Source organism: Variovorax sp. CF313 (genome assembly GCF_000282635.1).
GTDB lineage: Bacteria > Pseudomonadota > Gammaproteobacteria > Burkholderiales > Burkholderiaceae_C > Variovorax.
In genome coordinates this window covers 1-20,457 of sequence record NZ_AKIW01000032.1, presented here as the reverse complement: position 1 = coordinate 20,457, position 20,457 = coordinate 1, and the positions used below count along the sequence as shown (strand labels likewise).

The 20,457-nt window shown below is 68.0% G+C and carries 15 protein-coding genes; 11 read left to right on the top strand and 4 right to left on the bottom strand.

Features of this window, described 5'->3' with window-relative positions:
* Positions 1 to 6 precede the first annotated feature (6 nt).
* The 5 genes from PMI12_RS10345 to PMI12_RS10325 are packed head-to-tail and all read left to right on the top strand — an operon-like array spanning position 7 to position 5,229.
* Positions 7 to 471, top strand: coding sequence for a hypothetical protein (locus PMI12_RS10345; protein WP_007831833.1), 465 nt, complete (start codon positions 7 to 9; stop codon positions 469 to 471).
* A complete protein-coding gene (locus PMI12_RS10340) occupies positions 468 to 3,059 on the top strand; it encodes a DUF2169 family type VI secretion system accessory protein (protein WP_007831832.1) in 2,592 nt (863 codons plus the stop codon). Before PMI12_RS10345 ends, PMI12_RS10340 begins: the two co-directional genes overlap by 4 nt.
* Positions 3,056 to 4,105, top strand: a complete 1,050-nt coding sequence (locus PMI12_RS10335; RefSeq protein WP_007831831.1) for a pentapeptide repeat-containing protein — start codon at positions 3,056 to 3,058, stop codon at positions 4,103 to 4,105. Before PMI12_RS10340 ends, PMI12_RS10335 begins: the two co-directional genes overlap by 4 nt.
* Before the next feature lie 49 nt (positions 4,106 to 4,154).
* Entirely contained in the window at positions 4,155 to 4,820 is a 666-nt protein-coding gene (locus tag PMI12_RS10330) for a DUF3540 domain-containing protein (RefSeq protein ID WP_007831830.1), read from the top strand.
* Positions 4,821 to 4,836: 16 nt separating this feature from the next.
* Positions 4,837 to 5,229, top strand: a complete 393-nt coding sequence (locus PMI12_RS10325) for a DUF4150 domain-containing protein (protein WP_007831829.1) — start codon at positions 4,837 to 4,839, stop codon at positions 5,227 to 5,229.
* Between the two features lie 57 nt (positions 5,230 to 5,286).
* On the opposite strand, the gene PMI12_RS10320 is transcribed toward PMI12_RS10325, so the two are convergent.
* The 3 genes from PMI12_RS10320 to PMI12_RS10310 form a co-directional block, all read right to left on the bottom strand.
* Positions 5,287 to 6,084, bottom strand: coding sequence for a PP2C family protein-serine/threonine phosphatase (locus PMI12_RS10320; protein WP_007831828.1), 798 nt, complete (start codon positions 6,082 to 6,084; stop codon positions 5,287 to 5,289).
* Positions 6,077 to 8,014 carry a type VI secretion system-associated FHA domain protein TagH gene (gene tagH, locus PMI12_RS10315; protein WP_007831826.1) on the bottom strand — a complete coding sequence of 646 codons (1,938 nt, stop codon included), beginning with the start codon at positions 8,012 to 8,014 and terminating at the stop codon, positions 6,077 to 6,079. Before tagH ends, PMI12_RS10320 begins: the two co-directional genes overlap by 8 nt.
* Before the next feature lie 67 nt (positions 8,015 to 8,081).
* Positions 8,082 to 8,489 carry a TssQ family T6SS-associated lipoprotein gene (locus tag PMI12_RS10310; protein ID WP_007831825.1) on the bottom strand — a complete coding sequence of 136 codons (408 nt, stop codon included), beginning with the start codon at positions 8,487 to 8,489 and terminating at the stop codon, positions 8,082 to 8,084.
* 129 nt (positions 8,490 to 8,618) lie between these two features.
* Here PMI12_RS10310 and tssJ point away from each other — a divergent pair, with 129 nt between their 5' ends.
* From tssJ to PMI12_RS10280, 6 genes are all read left to right on the top strand, one after another.
* Positions 8,619 to 9,137, top strand: coding sequence for a type VI secretion system lipoprotein TssJ (tssJ, locus tag PMI12_RS10305; protein WP_042673165.1), 519 nt, complete (start codon positions 8,619 to 8,621; stop codon positions 9,135 to 9,137).
* A 254-nt stretch (positions 9,138 to 9,391) separates the two neighbouring features.
* The gene (gene tssK, locus PMI12_RS10300; protein WP_237726069.1) at positions 9,392 to 10,687 is read left to right on the top strand and encodes a type VI secretion system baseplate subunit TssK; all 1,296 of its coding nucleotides are present in this window, start codon (positions 9,392 to 9,394) and stop codon (positions 10,685 to 10,687) included.
* Between the two features lie 8 nt (positions 10,688 to 10,695).
* A complete protein-coding gene (locus PMI12_RS10295) occupies positions 10,696 to 12,105 on the top strand; it encodes a DotU family type VI secretion system protein (protein WP_007831820.1) in 1,410 nt (469 codons plus the stop codon).
* Positions 12,105 to 15,770 (top strand): type VI secretion system membrane subunit TssM, encoded by a 3,666-nt coding sequence (tssM, locus tag PMI12_RS10290; RefSeq protein WP_007831818.1) that lies wholly within the window; start codon positions 12,105 to 12,107, stop codon positions 15,768 to 15,770. Before PMI12_RS10295 ends, tssM begins: the two co-directional genes overlap by 1 nt.
* Position 15,771: 1 nt before the next feature.
* Positions 15,772 to 16,485 (top strand): type VI secretion system-associated protein TagF, encoded by a 714-nt coding sequence (gene tagF / locus PMI12_RS10285; RefSeq protein WP_007831816.1) that lies wholly within the window; start codon positions 15,772 to 15,774, stop codon positions 16,483 to 16,485.
* A 46-nt stretch (positions 16,486 to 16,531) separates the two neighbouring features.
* Positions 16,532 to 18,520, top strand: a complete 1,989-nt coding sequence (locus PMI12_RS10280) for a serine/threonine protein kinase (RefSeq protein WP_007831815.1) — start codon at positions 16,532 to 16,534, stop codon at positions 18,518 to 18,520.
* Between the two features lie 31 nt (positions 18,521 to 18,551).
* Here PMI12_RS10280 and PMI12_RS10275 read toward each other — a convergent pair whose 3' ends face one another.
* Positions 18,552 to 20,096, bottom strand: coding sequence for a YifB family Mg chelatase-like AAA ATPase (locus PMI12_RS10275; RefSeq protein ID WP_007831814.1), 1,545 nt, complete (start codon positions 20,094 to 20,096; stop codon positions 18,552 to 18,554).
* Positions 20,097 to 20,457 lie beyond the last annotated feature (361 nt).

The following is a 20,457-nucleotide window of genomic DNA, read 5'->3' as shown; positions in this document are numbered from 1 at the left end:
CGAGGCATGCTGACCGATGGCTTCTCCTTGTGGTGGATCCTCGTTCCGATTCTTCTGTGGCTGCTGCTGAGCCTTGTCGTGACCCTGCTGCGCTCCTGGAGGAAGCACGTGGAGGAAACAGGGCGCGAACAAAGGGCCGTGGCCGTGCTGGCGACAGGCGTTCCTGCGTTGGCGCAGGTGGTCGCCGTCAGGGACACGGGGGTTCGCCGCGCGGCCAGGGGCGCCGTCTGGGCGATCGTGACGCTGCAGCTGCGCGTGCAGGCGACCGCCACTACGGCAGCGTTCGATGCGCAGGCCACCAGCGCGATCTCCATCGTCGAAATACCGGACTACGTGCCTGGAAAGACAATCCGTGTGAAGGTTGACAGGGGCAGCCTCGCGCTCGTGGTGGAGCGCAGGCCAGGCACCGCGGCCTACTACAGGACCGACGACTCGCAGCCCGGTGCCGCAGCGAATGAGGCCTTCTCATGAAGACGGTCAAGCCGCTTCGCCTGGGCATCCTCACGAGACCCTATCGCTGGAAACAACAGGATCAGCTGGGCGTGTCTGTCTTTGCGTGGGCCAGCTTGGCCGCCGAGCCCCAGCTGATGGCGGAGCAGGAACTGTGGCTGGCGCTCGCAGAAGACATCGGCCCATCGGGCGTGTTCGACATGGGCGTGCCCAAGCTCGCTCCCGAAGTGCTGGCCAGCGGCTACGGCTACACCAGCCACCAGGAAGACAAGACCTCCTGCGCCGTTCGCATCCAGGTGGCGGGCCTGCAAAAAACCCTGACGGTATCGGGAGACCGCTACTGGCTCGACGGCCGCCTCACTGCGCCACTGCCTTTCGACAGGATGCGCCTGGACTGGCGCCATGCCTACGGCGGCCCCGGCGTGCCTGAAAACCCGCTGGGCATCGGCGCCTTCGACGAGATCGTGCAGGGCGTAAGAACCCGCCGGGCGCCCAACGTGGAAGCCGCTGGCGCGCACATGAAGTCGCCAGGGCATGCGCCGGCTGCGGCCAGCTTCGACGCGTTGCCGGTGGATTGGCCGCAACGCATGGCGTTGATGGGCAGCAAATACGGCCAGCATTGGCTGGAGCAGGAGTTCCCCGGCTTCGCGCAAGACATGGACTGGCACTTCTTCAATGCCGCGCTACCCGATCAACGCTGGTCGGATCTCGCGGACTTTCCGTCGAGCGCCCCCTACGAAATCCTCAACATGCATCCGACGCAGCCCGTGCTGCGGGGCTGTCTGCCGAACTGGGTTGCGCGCTGCTTTGCCAGTTCCGACAAGGACGGCCACGACCTGCGGGAGGTGCCGTTGCGGCTGACCACCGCGTGGTTCTTCCCGCACCGTGAGCGCGTGGCCCTGATCTGGCACGGCGCGCTGGCGGTGCGCGAAGACGATGCGGCAGACATCCGGCACATCATGCCGGCGCTCGAACTGCAGGGCGAGCCACGCCCGCATGCGCACTACCAGGCGGTCTTGCACCAACGCATCGATCCTGCCCGAGGTGGTCTGCTCGCCTTTCGCGACAGCGACCTGGCGCCGAAGGCCGTGCTGGGCCGCTGGAGCGCCATCGAGGCCTCCGACGCGATGGCGCGACCCATGGTGCGCAACGTGCGTGCCGGCCTGAAGCGGGACCATGAGAGCCGGCGCATGGAACTGCTGGCAGCGGGGCTCGACCCCGACAAGTACCTGCCCGCGCCGATGGTGCTGGAGCGCGCGCCGGAATTCGACGATGTGCCGGAATATTTCGAGCGCATGGAAAAGGAGTTGAAGCAGTCCAGACGGGAGTTGGCGGCGCAGAGCCAGCAGATGCGCCTGGCACAGGAACAAGAGATCGACCCGGCGTTGCTGGAGGAAAGCCGCCGCCAGCCCCAGCGCTTCGACCCTGATCAATTGATCCGTCAGCTCGACCAGCTCGATCGCTCGCCCGGTGAAGCCCCTGCCAGTGCGCCGCTGCTGACCGTCGCCATGAAGGAGCGCATGACCATGCAGATCAGGCTGGGCTATCTGTATGGGGCCCATCTGTCCGACGCGGCCCCCGCGATGCCCAGCTTTCGTGCCGCGAAGATCCGCCGGCGCCTGACCGAAGCGCCGCCGGATCAACGCAATTTCTCCGGCATGACGCTTGTCGGCGCCGATCTTTCCGGCATGGATCTGCGGGGCGCCAATTTCTCGGGCGCAGCGCTCGAAGACGCCAACCTGAGTGAGGCCATGCTCGATGGCGCGGATTTCTCGAATGCCGTGCTGGCGCGCACGAAGCTCGTTCGCACGTCGCTGGCGAATGCCAGGCTGAACCGAGCCAACCTGGGTGGTGCGCAGTGCGAGTACACCAACTTTGCAGGAGCCGACCTGAGCGAGGCGAATTGCGAAAAGGCGCGCCTGTTGTGCTGCAACGTGAGCGGCGCACGGCTCGAGCAGACGCGATGGCTCGAAAGTGTGCTGGACCAGTGCGACTTCCGGCGTTCCGAGTGGCGCCAGGTGTCCATGATGAAGCTGACCCTGAGCGGGATCGCTTTCGGCGACGCACTGTTCGATCAGGTCGCGTGGCTCGAGTGCACCTTGCAGGATGTCTCGTTCGCGGGGGCGGCGCTCAACCGGAGCTCGTTCGTGGCAACGGATTGCAGCCAGGCCGTGGACTTCTCGGATGCCAGGCTGGAAGCGAGCAGCTTCGCGCATGGCAGCTCCCTGGAGAAAGCGATCCTGCGCCGCGCGACACTCAAGCACTGCGGCTTGCGAACGACGCCGATGCGGCACGCGGACCTCGGCGGCGCGCAACTGGACGGTAGCGACCTCTCGGAGTGCGACCTGCAGGGCGCCCGGCTCGACGGCATCGCCGGGGGGGAAAGCCTCTTCGTGCGCGCGGACTTCACGGGGGCGTCGCTGCGCGGGGCCAATCTCATCGACGCGAATTTGTCCAAGGCCATTTTCAGCCGGGCCGATCTGCGCGAGGCCAACCTGTTTCGCGCCGACGTTTCGCAGGCATTGATCGACGGCACCACCGACCTGGGCGGTGCGTACACGAGAGACGCCAAGGTCTGGCCGGCACGGCGAGTTGAACCCAACCCATGAATCGCGATGAATTCATCGACAAGGTACGCCACGGGGTGCAGATTGGCGGCGCCGACTGCAGAGGCTGGCAACTGGACGGGCTCGATCTCTCGGGGGCGTTGCTGGACGACGTCGACTTCAGTGGCGCGAACTTCGCGAATGCGAACCTGGAGGGGAGTTCGGTTTCGCACTGCAATATGACTGGCTGCGATCTGTCGCGCGGCCATTTCAAGGATATGCAGCTGTTGCGATGCCGCTTTGGGGCTGCAAATTTCGACGCTGCGATGCTGGATGGGGCATCGTTCTTCGAATGCGACATGCCGCATGCAAGCTTCATCGGCGCGACGCTGAACCAAGCCCGGTTCATGCGCTGCCAGCTGGCGCAAGGCCGCCTGCAGGCTTCGCAGATCGAGCGTGCCACGTTCCTCGAGTCGAAGCTCGACCAGGTCGATTTCACGAGTGCCGTGCTGAACTTCGTCACGCTCTATCGCCTGGACCTGAGGACAGTCGATTTCGCGGGGGCGACGTTCGAGAGCGTGATGTTTCTGGAGTGCGACTTGCGACGGCAGCGCTTTGCCGGGCAGGCGCTGCGTTTGTGCCAGTTCACGGACAGCCAGCTCGATGAGGCCGATTTCAGCGGGGCTGTGCTGACGCAAAGCAACTTCAAGGGCACGTCTTTGCGCCACGCGAATCTCTCGGCCGCGGATGCGGGCCAGACACTGTTTGCCCAGGCTGACCTCGGCCATGCGAATTGCAGCCATGCGCGTTTCGACCAATCGATATTCGTCGACGCACGGCTCGAGGATGCCGACTTCAACGCCGCGCGCATGCCGCTGAGCGTGTGGCACCGTGCGCGCTGCATCGGCACGGATCTGCGGCTTGCAGAGTTGCAGGATGCGGACTTTTCGTATGCCGACCTCTCGAATGCGGATCTGCGCGGGGCGCACTTTCTTCGTACGCGTTTCCACCGCGCGATCCAGCAGGGAGCCCGTTTTTCGGGGCGTGGTGGCATCATCGAAAACGAACCTGCGCTATACGCGGCGCAGGCTTGGTCCAACCCGCATTGAGCAACGCAATTTCCTGCTTGCCCGTCAACGACAAAGAAGGGACTCGATCATGAAAGTCGTTCCATTGATCCGCGAGATTCCGGCCGAGGCGGTGCCGGTGCATTTCATGGGAAAGCTCGTGGCCTGCCTGCCCGACGGCCGGTTCGGCGTAGAGGACGAAAACGGTGTGGACTGGTCGTGCCGTCGCGCTGCAAGCTGCCTGTTGAAGCCCGAGTTGGGCGACACGGTGCTGCTCTCCGGCCCGGATCGTCACAGGGTCTACCTGATCGCGGTGATCGAACAGGCCGATGCGTCGTCGAGTTGCATCGACGCGCCTGGAGACCTCGTACTGGGCGGAAACGCCGGTACGGTGTCGATCGCGAGCGCCTCGGGAGTGCACCTGCACAGTGGTGGCAAGCTCGAAATGAACGGTGCGCAATGGGCGCTGCAAGCCGGGAAGGCAGATTGCCGGATAGACGACATGCGCTACACGGGCCAGGTCGCCGATGCCACGCTGGGGCGACTGCGCCTGGTCGGAAAAACCTTCGAAACCGTGGCCGACCGCATCGTGCAGATGGCGCGCACCGCGTTGCGCATGGTGGATGAGATCGAACAGGTGCGCGTCGGGCACCTGGACTGCGAAGCCGCCGACACCGTTCGCATTCATGGCAAGCACACCGCGGTGACCGGAAAAGACTTGGTCAAGGTGGATGCCGCGCAGATTCACATGGGCTGATCAAGGAGTTAGATCGATGTTTGCCAACTGCCAGCTGATGGGAATGGACCTGGCCTTTCCCGATGTCTGCAAGACACCGCCAGCCGCCATGGCGCCCATTCCCTACCCGAACATGGCGATGGGGCCGATGGCGGTGCCGAACGCATGGAACATCCTGTTCATGGGAATGCCCGCGCACAACATGGCGACGACCACGCCCATCACCCTGGGCGATACGACGGGCGCTGGTGGCGGCATCGTCTCGCAGACCTTCATGAGCCAGTCGCGGCATCTGACGGGCGCGTTCACGATGCTGATCAAGGGCACGCCGGCCACGCGCATGACCAGCCTGGCGAGCCAGAACCGCAGCAACATAGTGGGCATGCGGATCGTGCCGAGCCAGTGCAAGGTGATGATCCTTTCGCCCTGAGCCCGCACGAGGCAGGCGACACGCGGGCGGCACTGGTGTCGCTGACCAAGCTGCCGTCTACGCCGCCGTCCCCGCCAGCGTCACCTGCTGCGGAAACCCCACCCACACCGCCAGCGCCGAGTAGTTGTCGCGCGACTCGTCGGCCTTGGCCTCGGCCGCGCGGCGCAGCAGCGCGAGCCACTCTTCAGCGCTGTCGGCCAGCTGCAATGAACGCTCCATCACCTGCTGCGAAATGAGCTGCCACAAGCCGTCGGTGCACAGCAAAAACGCATCGCCATCGGCCAGGCGCTGCGGCGTCGACACGGTGGTTTCCACCGCGGCCCTGGCGCCGAGCGCGCGGTACAGCAGGTTGGTCTTGACCAGGCGTTCTCCGCCATTGGTACCGTTGCCCAGTGCCGCTTCGCCCGAGCGCTCCGACAGGCTGTGGTCTTCGGTGCGCTGCATCAGCGCGCCGCGGCGGAACCAGTAGAGACGGCTGTCGCCCACGTGAGCCCAGCAGGCCTGGCCGCTGGTGCGGTCGACGAACAGCGAGACGATGGTCGCGCTCATCCTGCTCTGGTCGGCGAGTTCCCGCTGTTTGGCAAGGATGGCGTCGTTGGCGGCCTTCACGGCGTGCTGGATGTCCTCTTGCTCCACCGACGGGTTGCGCACGAAGGTGTTGAGCGCGGTGTCGACCGCAATGCGTGCGGCCAGTTCGCCGCCCGCGTTGCCGCCGACGCCGTCGCTGACGACGAAGCAGGCGTTGTATTCGTCGAGGTGGTAGCCGATGGCGTCCTGGTTGCCGCTGCGCTCGCCGACACAGGAGAACTGCGAGGTCGATATCGGCACCGCGAAAGCGCGGGTGAGTTCAAGCACGGCGCGCCTCCTTCAATCTTTCCATTTCCTTGTCGTAGGCCTGCTGGAAGGCCCGGCCGAAGACGGCCTGGAAGTCGTCCTCGACGGCCGCGGTGGTCTCGGTGTGCAGCTGCTGCAGTTCGCGCCACAGGCGCGCCTCGCGGCCACCGGGCAGCAGCTTCTCGCCCAGGCCTCCGTCGTGTGGCGTGGCGCTGTTCAGTGCCGCGGGATCGAAGCGCTTCAACAGCGTGAGCAGCGCGGCGCGCATGCCGGCAACCATGCCGAGCTGGTGCGACTGCAGGTCGCCGAGCGCATCGTGCACGGCCGCTTCGGGCGGCAGGAAGCCGGGCATGCGCGCGCCGAACATCTGCATCAGCACGGCGCGGCCGTTGGGCAGGATCTTGAACGGGTTGTTCTCCTCGTCCACGATCATCGTGATCTCGGCGCGCACCTCGCGCTTGAGCATGGCGCGCGAGGACAGCAGGTCGATGGTGCCGTCGGTGAAGGCCCGCATGATGCGGCCCAGCCGCTGCATGGCCTCGATGTCGAGCGGCTGCTGGCCGGCGACCTCGGGCACGCCGGCGCCTTCGAGGAAAGCCTTGAAGAGGGCTTCCGATGTGGACGACGGCACTGCAGCAGGTGCAGGCGCTGCGGGCCGCGTAGCGGTGACGGGCGCAAGCGCCGGCTCGACGGCCACGGGGGCGGCCACGACAGGCGGCGCTGCGGGCGGGCTTTCTTGCACCACGGGCGCCGGTGCGGGAGGCGGCGGCGGAGGAGGTGCTTCCACCCTCGCCGGTTCGACGGCGGGCGCAGGCGCAGGGGCGGGCACTGGCGATGCCACCGGATTCGGCGGACGAAACTGCGCCGCCACTTCGCGCGCATGGTTCGACTGGCTGTACCCCTGCACGGCAGGCCTGTTGTTCTGCAGCAGGTCGAGCGCGGGGTGCGTGTCGCCCGGCAGCAGCGGATCGGTGTGCGCCAGCGCGGTGGGGCGCGGGTCGGTCAGCGGCGAGTGCGCGCTTTCGTCGGCCGCGAAGAAAGAGAGCGGATCGACGCCGCGCTTGAGCGCCATGTCCGACATGTCGTTGGCCGCGTCCGGGTTCAGTTCCGCGAGCGGATCGACCGGGTTGCGGCGCGCCTGCGACGGCAGCTCGAAGGGTTCGTGCGCCATCGGGTCGGGCATCGGCGCGGGCGTGCTGTCGATGCGGCGCGGCGCGTTGGCGAGGATGGCGTCCCAGTCCGCGGCGGAAGGAATCTGCGCCGGGGCAAGGCTCGGGCCTGTCTTTGGCGGGGGTGGCGGTGACGGCGGTGCCGATGGCTGCAGGGGCGCCGCGAAAGATTCGCTGGGCGCCGGCGCCGCCACGGGTGCTGGAGCCGGAGGGGGGGCCTGCCGCGGCGGCGTTGGCATCGCCACCGTGGGCTGCGTATCGCCGATGGGCAGCGCGCCTTCGCCGAACAGATCGGCGAACACGTCGGATGCGCCGGAGGACGGCAGCAGCGCATCGACGGGGCCCGCCGACACGGGCGCGGCCATCATCGGTGCTGCCATCGAAAGCGGCTGCAACGGCTGCACTGGAGAAGCCGGCGGCTGTACCGGTGCTGCCGCCGTCACGGGCGGCGCAACTGGCGGCGCACGCAGCGGGCTCGCGGCCTCCAGCACATAGCTGCCGATCGCCACGCGGTCGCCATCGGCCACGCGCGCTTCCTGCTCATGCGCAAGCGAGCGCCCGTTCACGCTGATCGGCAGCACGGCACTCATGTTGCGCAGCACCGCAACGCCGTCGTCGTCGAAGCGCACTGTGGCCTGCAGGCGTGAGATCTGGCGCTGTTCATCGGGCAGCACGAGGTGGTTGTCGGGGCTGCGTCCGATCGTTCCGCCGGGTGCCGCGAGCAATGCCGAGGGCCCCGCGGCCACCGGCCTGCCCGCATGTTCGATCACTGTCCAGAGCATGGCTTCTCCGTGTTCGTCTTCCCGCGCTTCGGCAACAGCGGCGGCTGCAGGGCCGCGGTGTTCTTCATCAGCGCTTCATTCGCTTGGCGGCCTCGAACGCAGGCCCCCACACCGGATGCTTGCGCTCCGCCACGTTGAGCTCGAAGCTCGGGAACGCATCGAGGATCTTGCGGAACTGCGTGCGGCATTCGGGCACCTGGTTTGCCACACAGTAGCTGAAGGCTTCGAGCTTCATCGCATCGAGCCGCGTAGCGGGCTCGGCGGCGTCGAACACCGACACGCCGCCGCTCTTGAGCGTGTTGACGGCCTTGGCATAGTCGCCGTCGTCATAAGCCTGCTGCGCGCGTTCGAGCGTGGTGCGTGCCACCTGCTGGCTCAGCCGTTCGGGTTGCGGTGCGGGATCGGGCGGTGGTGTGGTCGTGCAACCCGCGATCACCAAAAGAGCGAGCGCCAGAGCAGGCAGACATGACTTCAATCTTCTCTCCTACCTTGCAAAAGGCAATCCTTGAGTAGTGTGCCGCTGTGTTGCGACATGCACGCGACGCGCCATCGTAAGGGCGCACGACTTCGATAATATAGGCCGCGAACCCCCGGGGAGAATTCAATGCATCGACGAAGCTTGCTACAAGGCGCACTTGCAACCACACCGTTGTTTGCGGGCCTCATCAGTGGATGCGCATCGACGGCCAAGTCCATGCCCACGCCCTATGCCATCACCGTGAAGATCGACGATGGCGTCAACCCCGACGGACGCGGCCAGGCCGCGCCGATCCTCGTCAAAGTCTTCGAACTGAAATCTTCCGGCAACTTCGAGACGGCAGACTACTTTGCACTACAGGACCGTGACCGCGAGACGCTCATGACCGAGCTCGTGAACGCCGACCAGGCCATCATGCGCAGCGGCGAAGAGCGCGTGTTCAAGCGCGAGGCGGGACTCGACTCGCGCGCCATCGGCATCATCGCGGGCTACCGCAAGCTGGAAGCCGCGCGCTGGCGCATCGTGCTGCCATTGAAGGAACCGAAGCAGACCAACCTGTACAAGGTGTGGCAGTTCTCGCCGAGCGAGCAGGCCGTGCATGTCGCCATCCGCAAGACGGGCATCGAGTTGCTACCAAGTCGTTAATTTCTTCTCAAAAATTTGATTCACTAGTACGAAAGTGCGAAAAATTAGCTAGCGAATTGCGGTGCAAAACGTAAGAAGCGCCGTGTAGCATCAAGAGCAAAACAAGTGGACCGGGAGGCCGCTCCTCAGCGCATCTTCCGCTTCGACGTGAGCACTCCCCAGGAGGTCTTTTGGTGACAGTTCGCAATCCGGGCGCCGCAAAGAACGGCGCCCTTCCGCAGGCGTTGGCGAATCGCGTGGTGTGGTCCGAAGGGATGTACCTGCGGCCGCAGCATTTCCAGCAAATGGAACGCTATGTCGAGCAGTACGTGACCCGGCGTACCGCAGGCCTGCAAGGCGCCTATTGGGGTTGGCTGCATCTCGAGATCGACCGCGACGCGTACGCACTGGGCCGCGTGTCGCTGCTCGGCGGTGCGGGCGTGATGCCGGATGGCACGCCGTTTTCGTTCGGCGCCGAAGACGCGCCCCTGCCTTACGAAGTACCGAACGACCTCACCGACGAACTCATCGTGCTCGCGCTGCCGCTGCGCAGGCCGGGCAGCGAGGAGGTCATCTTCTCGGAAGACGAAGGCTCGGCCGCGCGCTTCGGGGTGATCGAGCGCGAGGTGAACGACGGCAATGCCGTTGCGCTCGGTCCTGCCGTGCTGCAGCTCGCTTCGCCGCGCCTGCGCCTGGCGCGCGCTTCCTCGCTCACCGCGGAGTGGCAGGCCATCGGTGCGGTGCGCGTGATCGAGCGGCGCACCGACCACAAGCTGGTGGTCGATGCCAACTACATTCCGCCGGTGCTCGATGCCTCGGCGCACGGGATGCTGCGCAGCATGATCGCGGAGCTGCACGGGCTGCTCACGCAGCGCTCCGAGGCACTGGCCTCGCGGCTGTCGCAGCCGGGGCGCGGCGGCGTGAGCGAGGTCTCCGACTTCCTGCTGCTCGAACTGGTCAATCGCTACCTTGCACTCACGTGGCACGCGCAGCAGGCGGTGCAGGTGCATCCCGAGGAGCTGTTCGTCGACTGGCTCAAGCTCGCTTGCCACCTGGCCACGCACACCTCGCCCACGCGCCGTCCGGTGCTGTGGCCGGTGTACGACCACGACAACCTCAACGATTGCATCCGCCCCTTGCTGGAAGAGCTGCGGCGTTCGCTGTCGGCGGTGCTCGAGCAGAGCGCGATCGCCATCGAACTCGAAGAGCGCAGCCACGGCGTGCGCGTGGGCCGCATGCCCGACCCGGTGCTGGTGCGCAACGCGGGCTTCGTGCTCGCGGTGCATGCCGACCTGCCGGCCGATGCCATCCAGCAGCGCTTCCCCACGCAGGTGAAGATCGGCTCGGTCGAGCGCATCCGCGACCTCGTGCAGCTGCAGCTGCCGGGCGTGGTGGTACGGCCGCTGCCGGTGGCGCCGCGGCAGATTCCGTACAACGCGGGCTACCACTATTTCGAACTCGACAAGAGCGGCGACATGTGGCGACAGCTCGAAAAGTCCGGCGGCGTGGCGATGCACCTGGCCGGTGACTTTCCCGGCCTGGCCATGGAGTTCTGGGCCATCCGTCCGTGAGGGAGTCTATGAACGGTGTCAACGACATGGCCGTCAGCCCGGGCGGCTTCGTGCCGCCGAACCCCGGCGGCGGCAACGCCAGCGGCGATGCAGGCGGCATGCCGTCCGCCTCGCGTGCCGGCGGTATCGGTGGCCTCGGCGCGCAGCCGGAGTCCTTCACCGCGTGGCACGACTCGCGGCGCCCGCATGCGGGCGACACGGCGCTCGCGGGCAACAACCCGCTGGTGGCCGCGGCCAATCCGCTGCTCGACCTGATCCCGCAGATCCGTGCCACCGGCCACCATGCCGCGCCCTCGCAGCTGCGCGAACACCTCGTCGATGAGGTGCGCCGCTTCGAGACGCGCGCGCAGCAGGCGGGCATTTCTCCCGAAGTGATCATCGGCGCGCGCTACTGCCTGTGCACGGCGGTCGACGAGGCCGCCGCGCTCACGCCGTGGGGCGGCAGCATCTGGTCGTCGCAGAGCCTGCTCGTGATGTTCCACAACGAGACCTGGGGCGGTGAGAAGTTCTTCCAGCTGCTGTCGCGCCTGGTGCAGAACCCGCAGCAGCACCTGCACCTGATCGAGCTCATCTACTTCTGCCTGGCGATGGGCTTCGAGGGGCGCTTTCGCGTCATCGACAACGGCCGCACGCAGCTCGAGACGCTCAAGCAGCGGCTGCTGCAGATCATCCGGCAGACGCGCGGCGAAATCGCCGTGCCGCTGTCGCCGCACTGGCAGGACGCGAGTGCGCCCGTGCGGCGCGCGCGCAACTGGCTGCCGGTGTGGGCGGTGGGCGCGGTGGCGGCGGTGCTGCTGGTGCTCGTGTTCGCGCTGCTTACCTTCAACCTGGCGGGCCATTCCGACGGCGCCTTCGCGGCCGTCAACGCAGTGCGCCTGCCGCAGACGGAGCGCGCCGTCGTCTTGCCAGCGCCGACGCCGCGGCTGCAGCGCTTTCTCGAGCCCGAGATCCGCGACGGCCTGCTGACCGTGCGCGACGAGGCCGACCGCAGCGTGGTGGTGCTGCGCGGCGATGGCCTGTTCGCCTCGGGCTCCGACCGCGTGCTCGACCGCTATGTGCCGGTGCTCGCGCGCGTGGCCGATGCGCTCAATGCCGTGGAAGGCAACGTGCTGGTCAGCGGCTTCAGCGACGACCAGCCAATCCGCAGCGTGCGCTTTCCCTCCAACTGGCAGCTCTCGCAGGCCCGCGCCGACGCGGTGCAGAAGATGATCGCCACCCGCCTCGCGCGGCCCCAGCGCCTGCGCGCCGAAGGCCGCGGCGATGCCGACCCGATCGTGCCCAATGATTCCGCTGCCAACCGCGCGCGCAACCGGCGCGTCGAGGTGACGCTGCTGGTGGCGCCCGTTGCCGGTGTGCCAGCAACCTCCGCGCCGCTTGTGGCGCCCACTCCCGCTCCGCAGCCCGGAGGCTCCCGCTGATGCTGCGCGCCATCTTCCGTTTTCTCATCAGCCGCGACCTGTGGGTCTTCCTGGGCCTGGTCGCACTCGCCTTCCTGATCTGGATCATCGGCCCGGCCATCGCGGTAGGCCGCTATCGTCCGCTCGAGGACGAGATCGTGCGCATCGCGGTCATCGTGCTGATGTTCGCGATCTGGCTCGTGCGCGTCATCTACCGCAAGTGGCGCGAACGCCGCCTCAATGCGCAGCTGCTCAACCAGCTGCGCACGCCTTCCAAGAAGGAGAAGGAGGCCAAACCCGAAGACGCGCCCGAGATCAAGGAGCTGCAGAGCGGCTTCACCGACGCCACGGCCATCCTGAAGAACATGCGCTTCGGCCAGGATGCCGACGGCAAGCCCGCGAGCCGCTTCTCGCTGTTCGACCGGCAGTACCTGTACCAGCTGCCCTGGTACATCTTCATCGGCGCGCCGGGCTCGGGCAAGACCACCGCGCTGGTCAATTCCGACCTCGACTTTCCGCTGGCCGACCAGCTCGGCAAGGCGGCCGTGCGCGGCATCGGCGGCACGCGCAACTGCGACTGGTGGTTCACCAACGAGGCGGTGCTGATCGACACCGCGGGCCGCTACACCACGCACGAGAGCAACCGCGAGACCGACGAGGGCGAGTGGAAGGGCTTCATCGAGCTGCTCAAGAAGTTCCGCCCGCGCCAGCCGATCAACGGCGCGATCCTCACCATCAGCATCGCCGACCTGCCGCTGGCCGACGACGCGCAGCGCGCGCGCCACGCCATGGCGCTGCGCAAGCGGCTGCTGGAGCTGCGCAACGACCTTGGCATCGATTTCCCGGTGTATGTGCTGGTCACCAAGACCGACCTGCTGGCCGGCTTCAACGAGTACTTCGGCTCGCTGGGCCGTGCCGAGCGGCAGCAGGTGTGGGGCTTTACCTTCCCCATCCAGGGCAACCCGGCGAACGCGAAGGCCGTCAAGGGCAAGGGCGCGGCCCCGGTGAGCGGCGACCTGCGCGAGCGCTTCCACCAGGAATACAAGCTGCTGCACCAGCGCCTGGACGAACGCCTGCCCGAACTGCTGGCGGCCGAGTCCGACCCGATGCGCCGCGCGCAGGCCTACCTGCTGCCGCAGCAGTTCGCGAGCTTCGAGGACATCCTCGGCACATTCCTGGCGGACGTGTTCAATCCGTCGAAGTTCGAGGCCGCGTCGATGCTGCGCGGCGTGTACTTCACCAGCGGCACGCAGGAAGGCACGGCCTTCGACCGCGTGATGGGCGCCATCAAGCGCTACCTGCAGGTCAACGCGCCGCCGGCGCCGCCGCCGGGCCCGGGCAAGAGCTACTTCCTGAAGGAGCTGCTGCAGCAGGTGATCTTCCGCGACGCGGGCGTGGCCGGCACCAACCTGAGCTGGTACCGGCGCAAGCGGGCCATCGACATCGCGGGCTACTGCGCCATCGGCGTGCTGCTGGTACTGTTCCTGGGGGCCTGCGTGAACAGCTGGCGCAACAACAAGGACTACGTGGCCGAGGTCGACACCAACGCCAAGGCCTTCAACAAGGCGGCCGCGCGCGGCGAGCTGCCGACGGTGGTCGACTCGAGCGGCGACATCGCGAGCTCGCTGCTCGTCCTCGACAAGCTGCGCGATCTGCCGAAGTCCAGCCACTTCGACATCGGCGATCCGCCCACGTCCTACCGCTTCGGCCTCTACCAGGGCGAGAAGCTGCAGGCCGCGACCGACGGCGTGTACCAGCGCGCGCTGGAGACAGTGCTGCTGCCGCAGGCCGCGCAGCGCGTGGAGCAGTCGCTGCGCGAGGCCGCGAAGATCGACGCCGAGTACAGCTATGAAGCGCTCAAGGCGTACCTCATGCTGTACGACCCCGAGCGCTACGACGCCGACTTCCTGCAGGCCTGGCTGCTCACCGACGTGGACCGCAAGATCGGCGCCTCGCTCACGCGCGAGCAGCGCGCCAACCTCGAATCGCACCTGAAAGCGCTGTTCTCGGGACGCGTGGTGACCTCGCCCTTCGCCAAGGACGACAGGCTCATCACGCAGACCCGCGAGCGCCTGGCCGGCGTGCCGCTGGCGCAGCGCTCTTATGCGCGGCTGCGCCGCATCCTGCTGCAGACCAGCCCGCCCAATGCCTTCACCATCGCCGAGGCGGGCGGGGCCGAGTCGGCACTGGTCATCCGCCGTGCCAGCGGCAAGCCGCTGACCGATGGCATTCCCACGCTGTTCACCTACCGCGGCTACTGGGACATCTTCGACAAGCGCATCGCCGAGACCACGCTGTCGCTCGAGCAGGAAGACCGCTGGGTGCTGCAGATCCGCGCGCCCGGCATCACCGACATCACCTCGCGCGAGCTGCTGCTGCGCGAAGTGCGGCGGCTCTACCTCACCGACTACATCAAGGTGTGGGACGACTACCTCGTCGACATCCGCCTGGCCGACAGCCGCTCGCTGCTGCAGAGCATCCAGATGACGCGCGTGCTCTCCACAGCCGAGTCGCCGATGTCGCGGCTGATCCGCGGCGCCGCACGAGAGACCGACCTGCTGCGCAACCACGACGAGGCCGCGCGCAGCCTGCTCGACCAGGCGCAGAACCGCGTGCAGAGCACGCGCGAGCGCATCGAGCAGCTCATCGGCCAGCCCGACGGCAGCCAGCGCCGCAATACGCGCGTGGACCGGCCCGAATCGCTGGTGGACAACCACTTCGAGCCGCTGCGCCGCATGGTGACCGCGCCCAAGCAGGGCGGCCAGGCGCCCATCGACGCGACGGCCGCGCTCATCAACGAGCTCTACAACTTCCTCACTGCCACCGACACCGCGCTGCGCAGCGGCAACATCCCGCCGACCAGCGATTCGGTCACCAAGGTGCAGGCCGAGGCCGGGCGCCTGCCGGTGCCGTTCCAGGGGATGCTGAACGACCTGTCGGCCACGGCGTCGTCGAAGGCGGCGGCGGTGACGCGGCAGAACATCGGACAGAGCGCGGCGGCGAGCATCGGCTCGTTCTGCAACCAGGCGATCGCGGGGCGCTATCCGTTCACGCGTGGGTCGAACCGCGACGTGGCCTCGGGCGACTTCGCGCAGCTGTTCGCGCCGGGCGGGATGATGGACGACTTCTTCCAGAAGAACCTCGTCACGCAGGTCGACACCTCGGTCAACCCGTGGACCTTCAAGCGCGGCGTGGACGGCAGCGCCACCGGCCGTTCGGCCTACCTCGATTCGTTCCAGAAGGCGCAGGCCATCCGCGACGTGTTCTTCTCGGGCATGGCGGGCGGGCGCACGCCCTCGTTCACCATCGACATCCGGCCCGAGGACATGGACGCGTCGCTCACGCAGTTCACGCTCGACATCGACGGGCAGACGGTGCGCTACGCGCATGGCCCGCAGGCGCCGAGCACCGTCAAGTGGCCCGGCCCGCGCAACAGCAACCAGGTGCGCCTGCAGGTCACCACCGCCAACGGCACGCCGGCCGGCGGCATCGTGACCGAAGGGCCGTGGGCGCTGCACCGGCTGTTCGACAAGGCCTCGATCTCCGCGGGCAGCTCGCCCGAATCGTTCAATGCGAGCTTCGACCTGCAGGGCAAGAAGGTGGTGCTCGCGGTCACGGCCAACAGCGTCTACAACCCGCTGCGCCTGCCGCAGATGAACAGCTTCTCCTGCCCCGGGAAGTCCTGATATGAACAGCAGCATTCCCCCGCAGGCCTGGGTGCCCGTCGACGAGCAGATCGGCTGGTACGGCAAGCTGCCCGCTGCCGGCGACTTTCTCTACCGCCGCATGCCGCGCGAGCTGCAGGCCTGGTGGGACCGCTGGATGCAGAACGGCCTGGGCAGCTTCAAGCGCTGGCCCGATGCGATGACGCAGCACTACGCGGTGGCTCCGGTGTGGAACTTCGCCATTCCCGCCACGCAGGGCGTCGACGCCGTGCAGTTCGGCTGCATCGCGCCGAGCTGCGACCGCGTGGGCCGCTACTACCCCGTCTGCATCACGCTGCAGGTGGCCGCGCGCAACTATCGCCCGTCGGTGCTCGAAGGCTCGGCCGAGTGGTATTGGCAGTGCGGCAGCGCGCTGCTGCAGGCCATCCGCCACGGCGTGGCGCCCGACCAGTTCGACAGCCAGGTGCTGGCCGCGGGCCGCGCCGGCTTCCAGACCGCCAGCGGCGGTTCGGACGACATCCTCTCGATCCTCGGGCCGACGGCAGGCGGCGCGGGTGCGCAGCAGCGCCTGGGCTGGCCCGAGCTTCCACTGTGTTTCGACCCCTTCGGCAGCACCAGCTACTGGTGGACCAACCAGGCCGATGGATCGCCGCTGCGCACCGCCGCCCACGGCGGCGGCCTCAACACACCATTGTTTTCCAAGTTGTTTTCGCAGGGACACGTGCCATGGGCATGAAGCACCAGATGAGCCATGAGAGCCACCGCCCCGCAGGAGAAGAAGCATGACCACGACGCACGGCACCGCAAGCCCGCCGGCCGACACGCAGGAGGAACGGCCGCATCCACTGGGCGTGAACCACCGGCTTGACGAATTCGAGCTGCTGGAGGTGATCGGCGAAGGCGGCTTCGGCATCGTCTACCGGGCCTACGACCACTCGCTGCAGCGCGAAGTAGCGATCAAGGAATACATGCCTTCGATGCTCGCGCGCCGCGTGGGCGACAACAGCGTGCACGTGCGTTCCGAGCGGGTCACGGCCACCTTCCAGGCGGGCCTGCGCAGCTTCATCAACGAGGCGCGCACGCTCGCGCAGTTCAGCCACCCGGCGCTGGTGCGGGTGCATCGCTTCTGGGAGGCCAACTCCACCGCCTACATGGCGATCCAGCTCTACAAGGGCCGCACGCTGCGTCGCCTGGCCGAGGACGAGCCGGGCAAGATCACCGAGCCCTGGCTGGTCGGCATGCTCGGGCCGCTGCTGGGCGCCCTCGAGACGCTGCACCGCAGCCAGTGCTTCCATCGCGACATCGCGCCCGACAACATCTTCATCCAGCAGGACGACCTGCCGGTGCTGCTCGACTTCGGCGCGGCGCGCAAGTCCATTGCCGACCTCGTCGACGAGGTGGCGGTGATGGTGAAGTCGGGCTACTCGCCCATCGAGCAGTACGCCGACGACAACACCCTGCTGCAGGGCGCGTGGACCGACCTGTATGCCCTGGGCGCCGTGCTGTACCGTGCGGTCACCGGCCATCCGCCGCCTTCGGCCGTGGTGCGCAGCGTGCAGGATGCCTACGTGCCGCTGTCCTCGATGGACCGCGCCGACCTGAGCCCGGCCTTCTGCGTCGCGGTCGACCACACGCTGGCCGTGCACAGCAAGGACCGCACGCAGACCGTGGCCGCCTTCGCGGCCGAACTGGGGCTGGTGAAGCTCGGCGACATCTACGTGAGTGGCATGGGCGCGCCGACGGTGATCGTTCCCGCATCGACCGTGCCGGCAACGCCGCCGCCGCCGCCGCTGGAGCCGCAGCAGTTCTCCCCGGTGTCGGCACCGGCACCGCTGGAACCGGTGCCGGTGCCGACGGCAGCGCCCGAGCTGCCGAAGGCGCCTGCGCCACAGGACAGTCGCAGCAAGGCGCCTGGCCGCAAGGCCGCGGCGCCCGCGCAGAAGAAGAAACCCGCATTCCCGCGGTGGGGCCTGGTGGGCGGGCTCGTGATCGCGCTCGTGGCCGTGGGCAGCTGGATCGGCCTGCGCCTGACCTCGGGCATGCAGCCGCAGGACGCCAAGACCGCGATGGTGCCGGCGCCGCCGCCACCCGCCGCGCCGATGTCGAGCAACACCGCGCCGCCGGTGGCGATGCCGCCGCCCGCCACCGATGGCGTGCCGCCAACCGTGGCCGGCGCACCCACCGCACCGCCGCCCGCCACGCCGGCCAGCGCGCCTGCTGCTGCGGCGGGTCCGCTGGCGCCGCTGGAGACCGTGCCGGTCGTCCCGCCGGCCGCGCCGCCCGAATCCGCGCTGGCCATCGCCGAGGCCGAAGACTGGAATCTCGCGCAGACCGAGAACACGCGCGAAGGCTACGAGGCCTACCTGCGCCGCTACCGCCGCGGTGTGCATGCGCGCGAGGCGCGCAACGCCCTCGCCGAGATCAACCGGCTCTCGCCGCCGTCCGTGCCCCTCGTGCCGGGCACGCAGCCGCCGGGCACCACGACGACCGTGGCGGGTGCGGCACCCGGCACGACGGGCGCTGCCGCCACCCCTGCACCCGCACCCGCGGCGGCGCCAGGCCTGGGACGCGTGCTGTTCAACGTCCGCCCGTGGGGGCAGGTGTTCGTCGACGGCGCGGACCGCGGCGTGAGCCCGCCGCTCAAGTCGCTGTCGCTGCGCCCGGGCATCTACAACATCGAAGTGCGCAATGGCGACCTCGAGGTCTACCGGCAGCGGGTGACGGTGCAGGACAGCAAGTCGGCGCCCGTGGTGGCGCACGAGTTCAAATAGCAGTACGCCGGCGCTGGCGGCGGGGCCGCATTCATGTGCGGCTGTGCAGCGCCCTGCGGTACTGCACCGCCTCCGCAAGATGCTCGACCTGCACGGCCTCCGACGAGCCCAGGTCCGCAATCGTCCGCGCCACCTTCAGCGCGCGGTGCGTGCTGCGCGCCGACCATCCGAGCTTGGACGCCGCGTTGAACATGAACCGGCGGGCCGCGTCGTCGAGCCCGGCGTGCCGGTCGATCGCCGCGCCCTGCAGCGACTGGTTCGCGTACCCCTGCCGCTGCATCGCGCGCTCGCGCGCCCCGATCACCCGGCCGCGGATGCTTTCCGTCGATTCCCCTGCCGGCGCGTCGAGCAGCAGCTGCGCCGACACCGCCGGTACCTCGATGTGCAGGTCGATACGGTCCAGCAGCGGGCCGCTGAGCTTGCCCTGGTAGCGCGAGACCTGGTCGGGCGTGCAGCGGCAGGCCTTCGATGCGGAGCCCAGGTAGCCGCAAGGGCAGGGGTTCATCGCGGCGATCAATTGAAAGCGCGCCGGGAATTCGGCGCTGCGCGCGGCCCGTGAGATGGTGATCGTGCCGGTCTCCAGCGGCTCGCGCAGCGCCTCCAGTGCGGAGCGTGCGAATTCGGGGAATTCATCGAGGAAGAGAACGCCGTGGTGCGCTCTCGAAATCTCGCCGGGCCTTGGCGGAGAGCCGCCGCCCACCAGCGCCACCGCACTGGATGTGTGATGGGGCGAAGACGTAGGTCGTGTCATCCAGCGCTGCGTCGCGAAGCGCCCGCCCAGGCTGGCCACGGCGGCGCTCTCCAAGGCCTCGTCGATGCTCATCGCGGGCAGCAGCCCGGCGAAGCGCTGGGCGAGCATGGACTTGCCCGAGCCGGGTTCGCCCATCATCAGCAGGCTGTGGCCGCCGGCCGCCGCGATCTCCAGTGCGCGCTTGGCGCTCGCGTGTCCCTTGACGTCGGCCAGGTCGGCATAGTGCGGCACGCCTGCGCCGGCCGTCGCACGGACCCGCGCCCAGCCGTCGGACGGCGGGTCGGGCCACTGGGAGGCGGCCTCGCTGTCGGCGACGAACTGGCGCACCACGTCCAGCAGGTGCCGGGCGCCATAGACCTCGCCGTCGGGCACCAGCGCGGCCTCCTGCGCACTGTCCAGGGGCAGCACCAGCCGCGTGGCCACGCCGCGCGTGTGCAGGGCCAGCGCCATCGCCAGGGCGCCGCGCACGGGCCGCAGCTCGCCCGACAGGGACAGCTCTCCCGCGAACTCGTGCCCGGCCAGCCGGGCGTTGTCGATCTGCCCGCTGGCCGCGAGGATGCCCAGCGCGATCGGCAGATCGAAGCGCCCCGAATCCTTCGGCAGGTCGGCCGGCGCGAGGTTGACGACGATCTTCTTGTTGTTGGGGTACTCCAGCCCCGCGTTCTGGATGGCCGAGCGCACCCGCTCGCGCGCCTCCTTGACCTCGGTTTCCGCCAGTCCGACCAGCGTGAAGCTCGGCAAGCCGTTCGCCAAATGCACCTCGACAGTGACACTGGCCGCCTCCAGCCCCAGCAAAGCGCGGCTTTGCACCAAAGACAGTCCCATTCTTCTCCCCCTCCCCAGTATGGTGCGTGATTCTTCCCGGACCCGCGGTGGTGCAACGCACCGGATAACTGCAACCACCCCGCAACAGACGTTGTAACGATTTGGCTCTCAGTCGAGGCGGTGTCCGGTGGCGCGAGGACCGGTATTCGTGCACTTTGGCACGCTCCCTGCTTTGAGCCTCCAGGTTCACAACACACTTGCGAGGAGTTTCCCGATGACGCACCGTACCGCCGTCCAGGCGCTGATCGTTCTGGCCACTGCATTGACCGCGTCGGGCGCAGCCCTTGCGCAGGCCACCACGGACGCCGCGGCACCTGCGGCAGCGCCCGCCCCGAACCTCACGGGCAACGTGTCCATCACC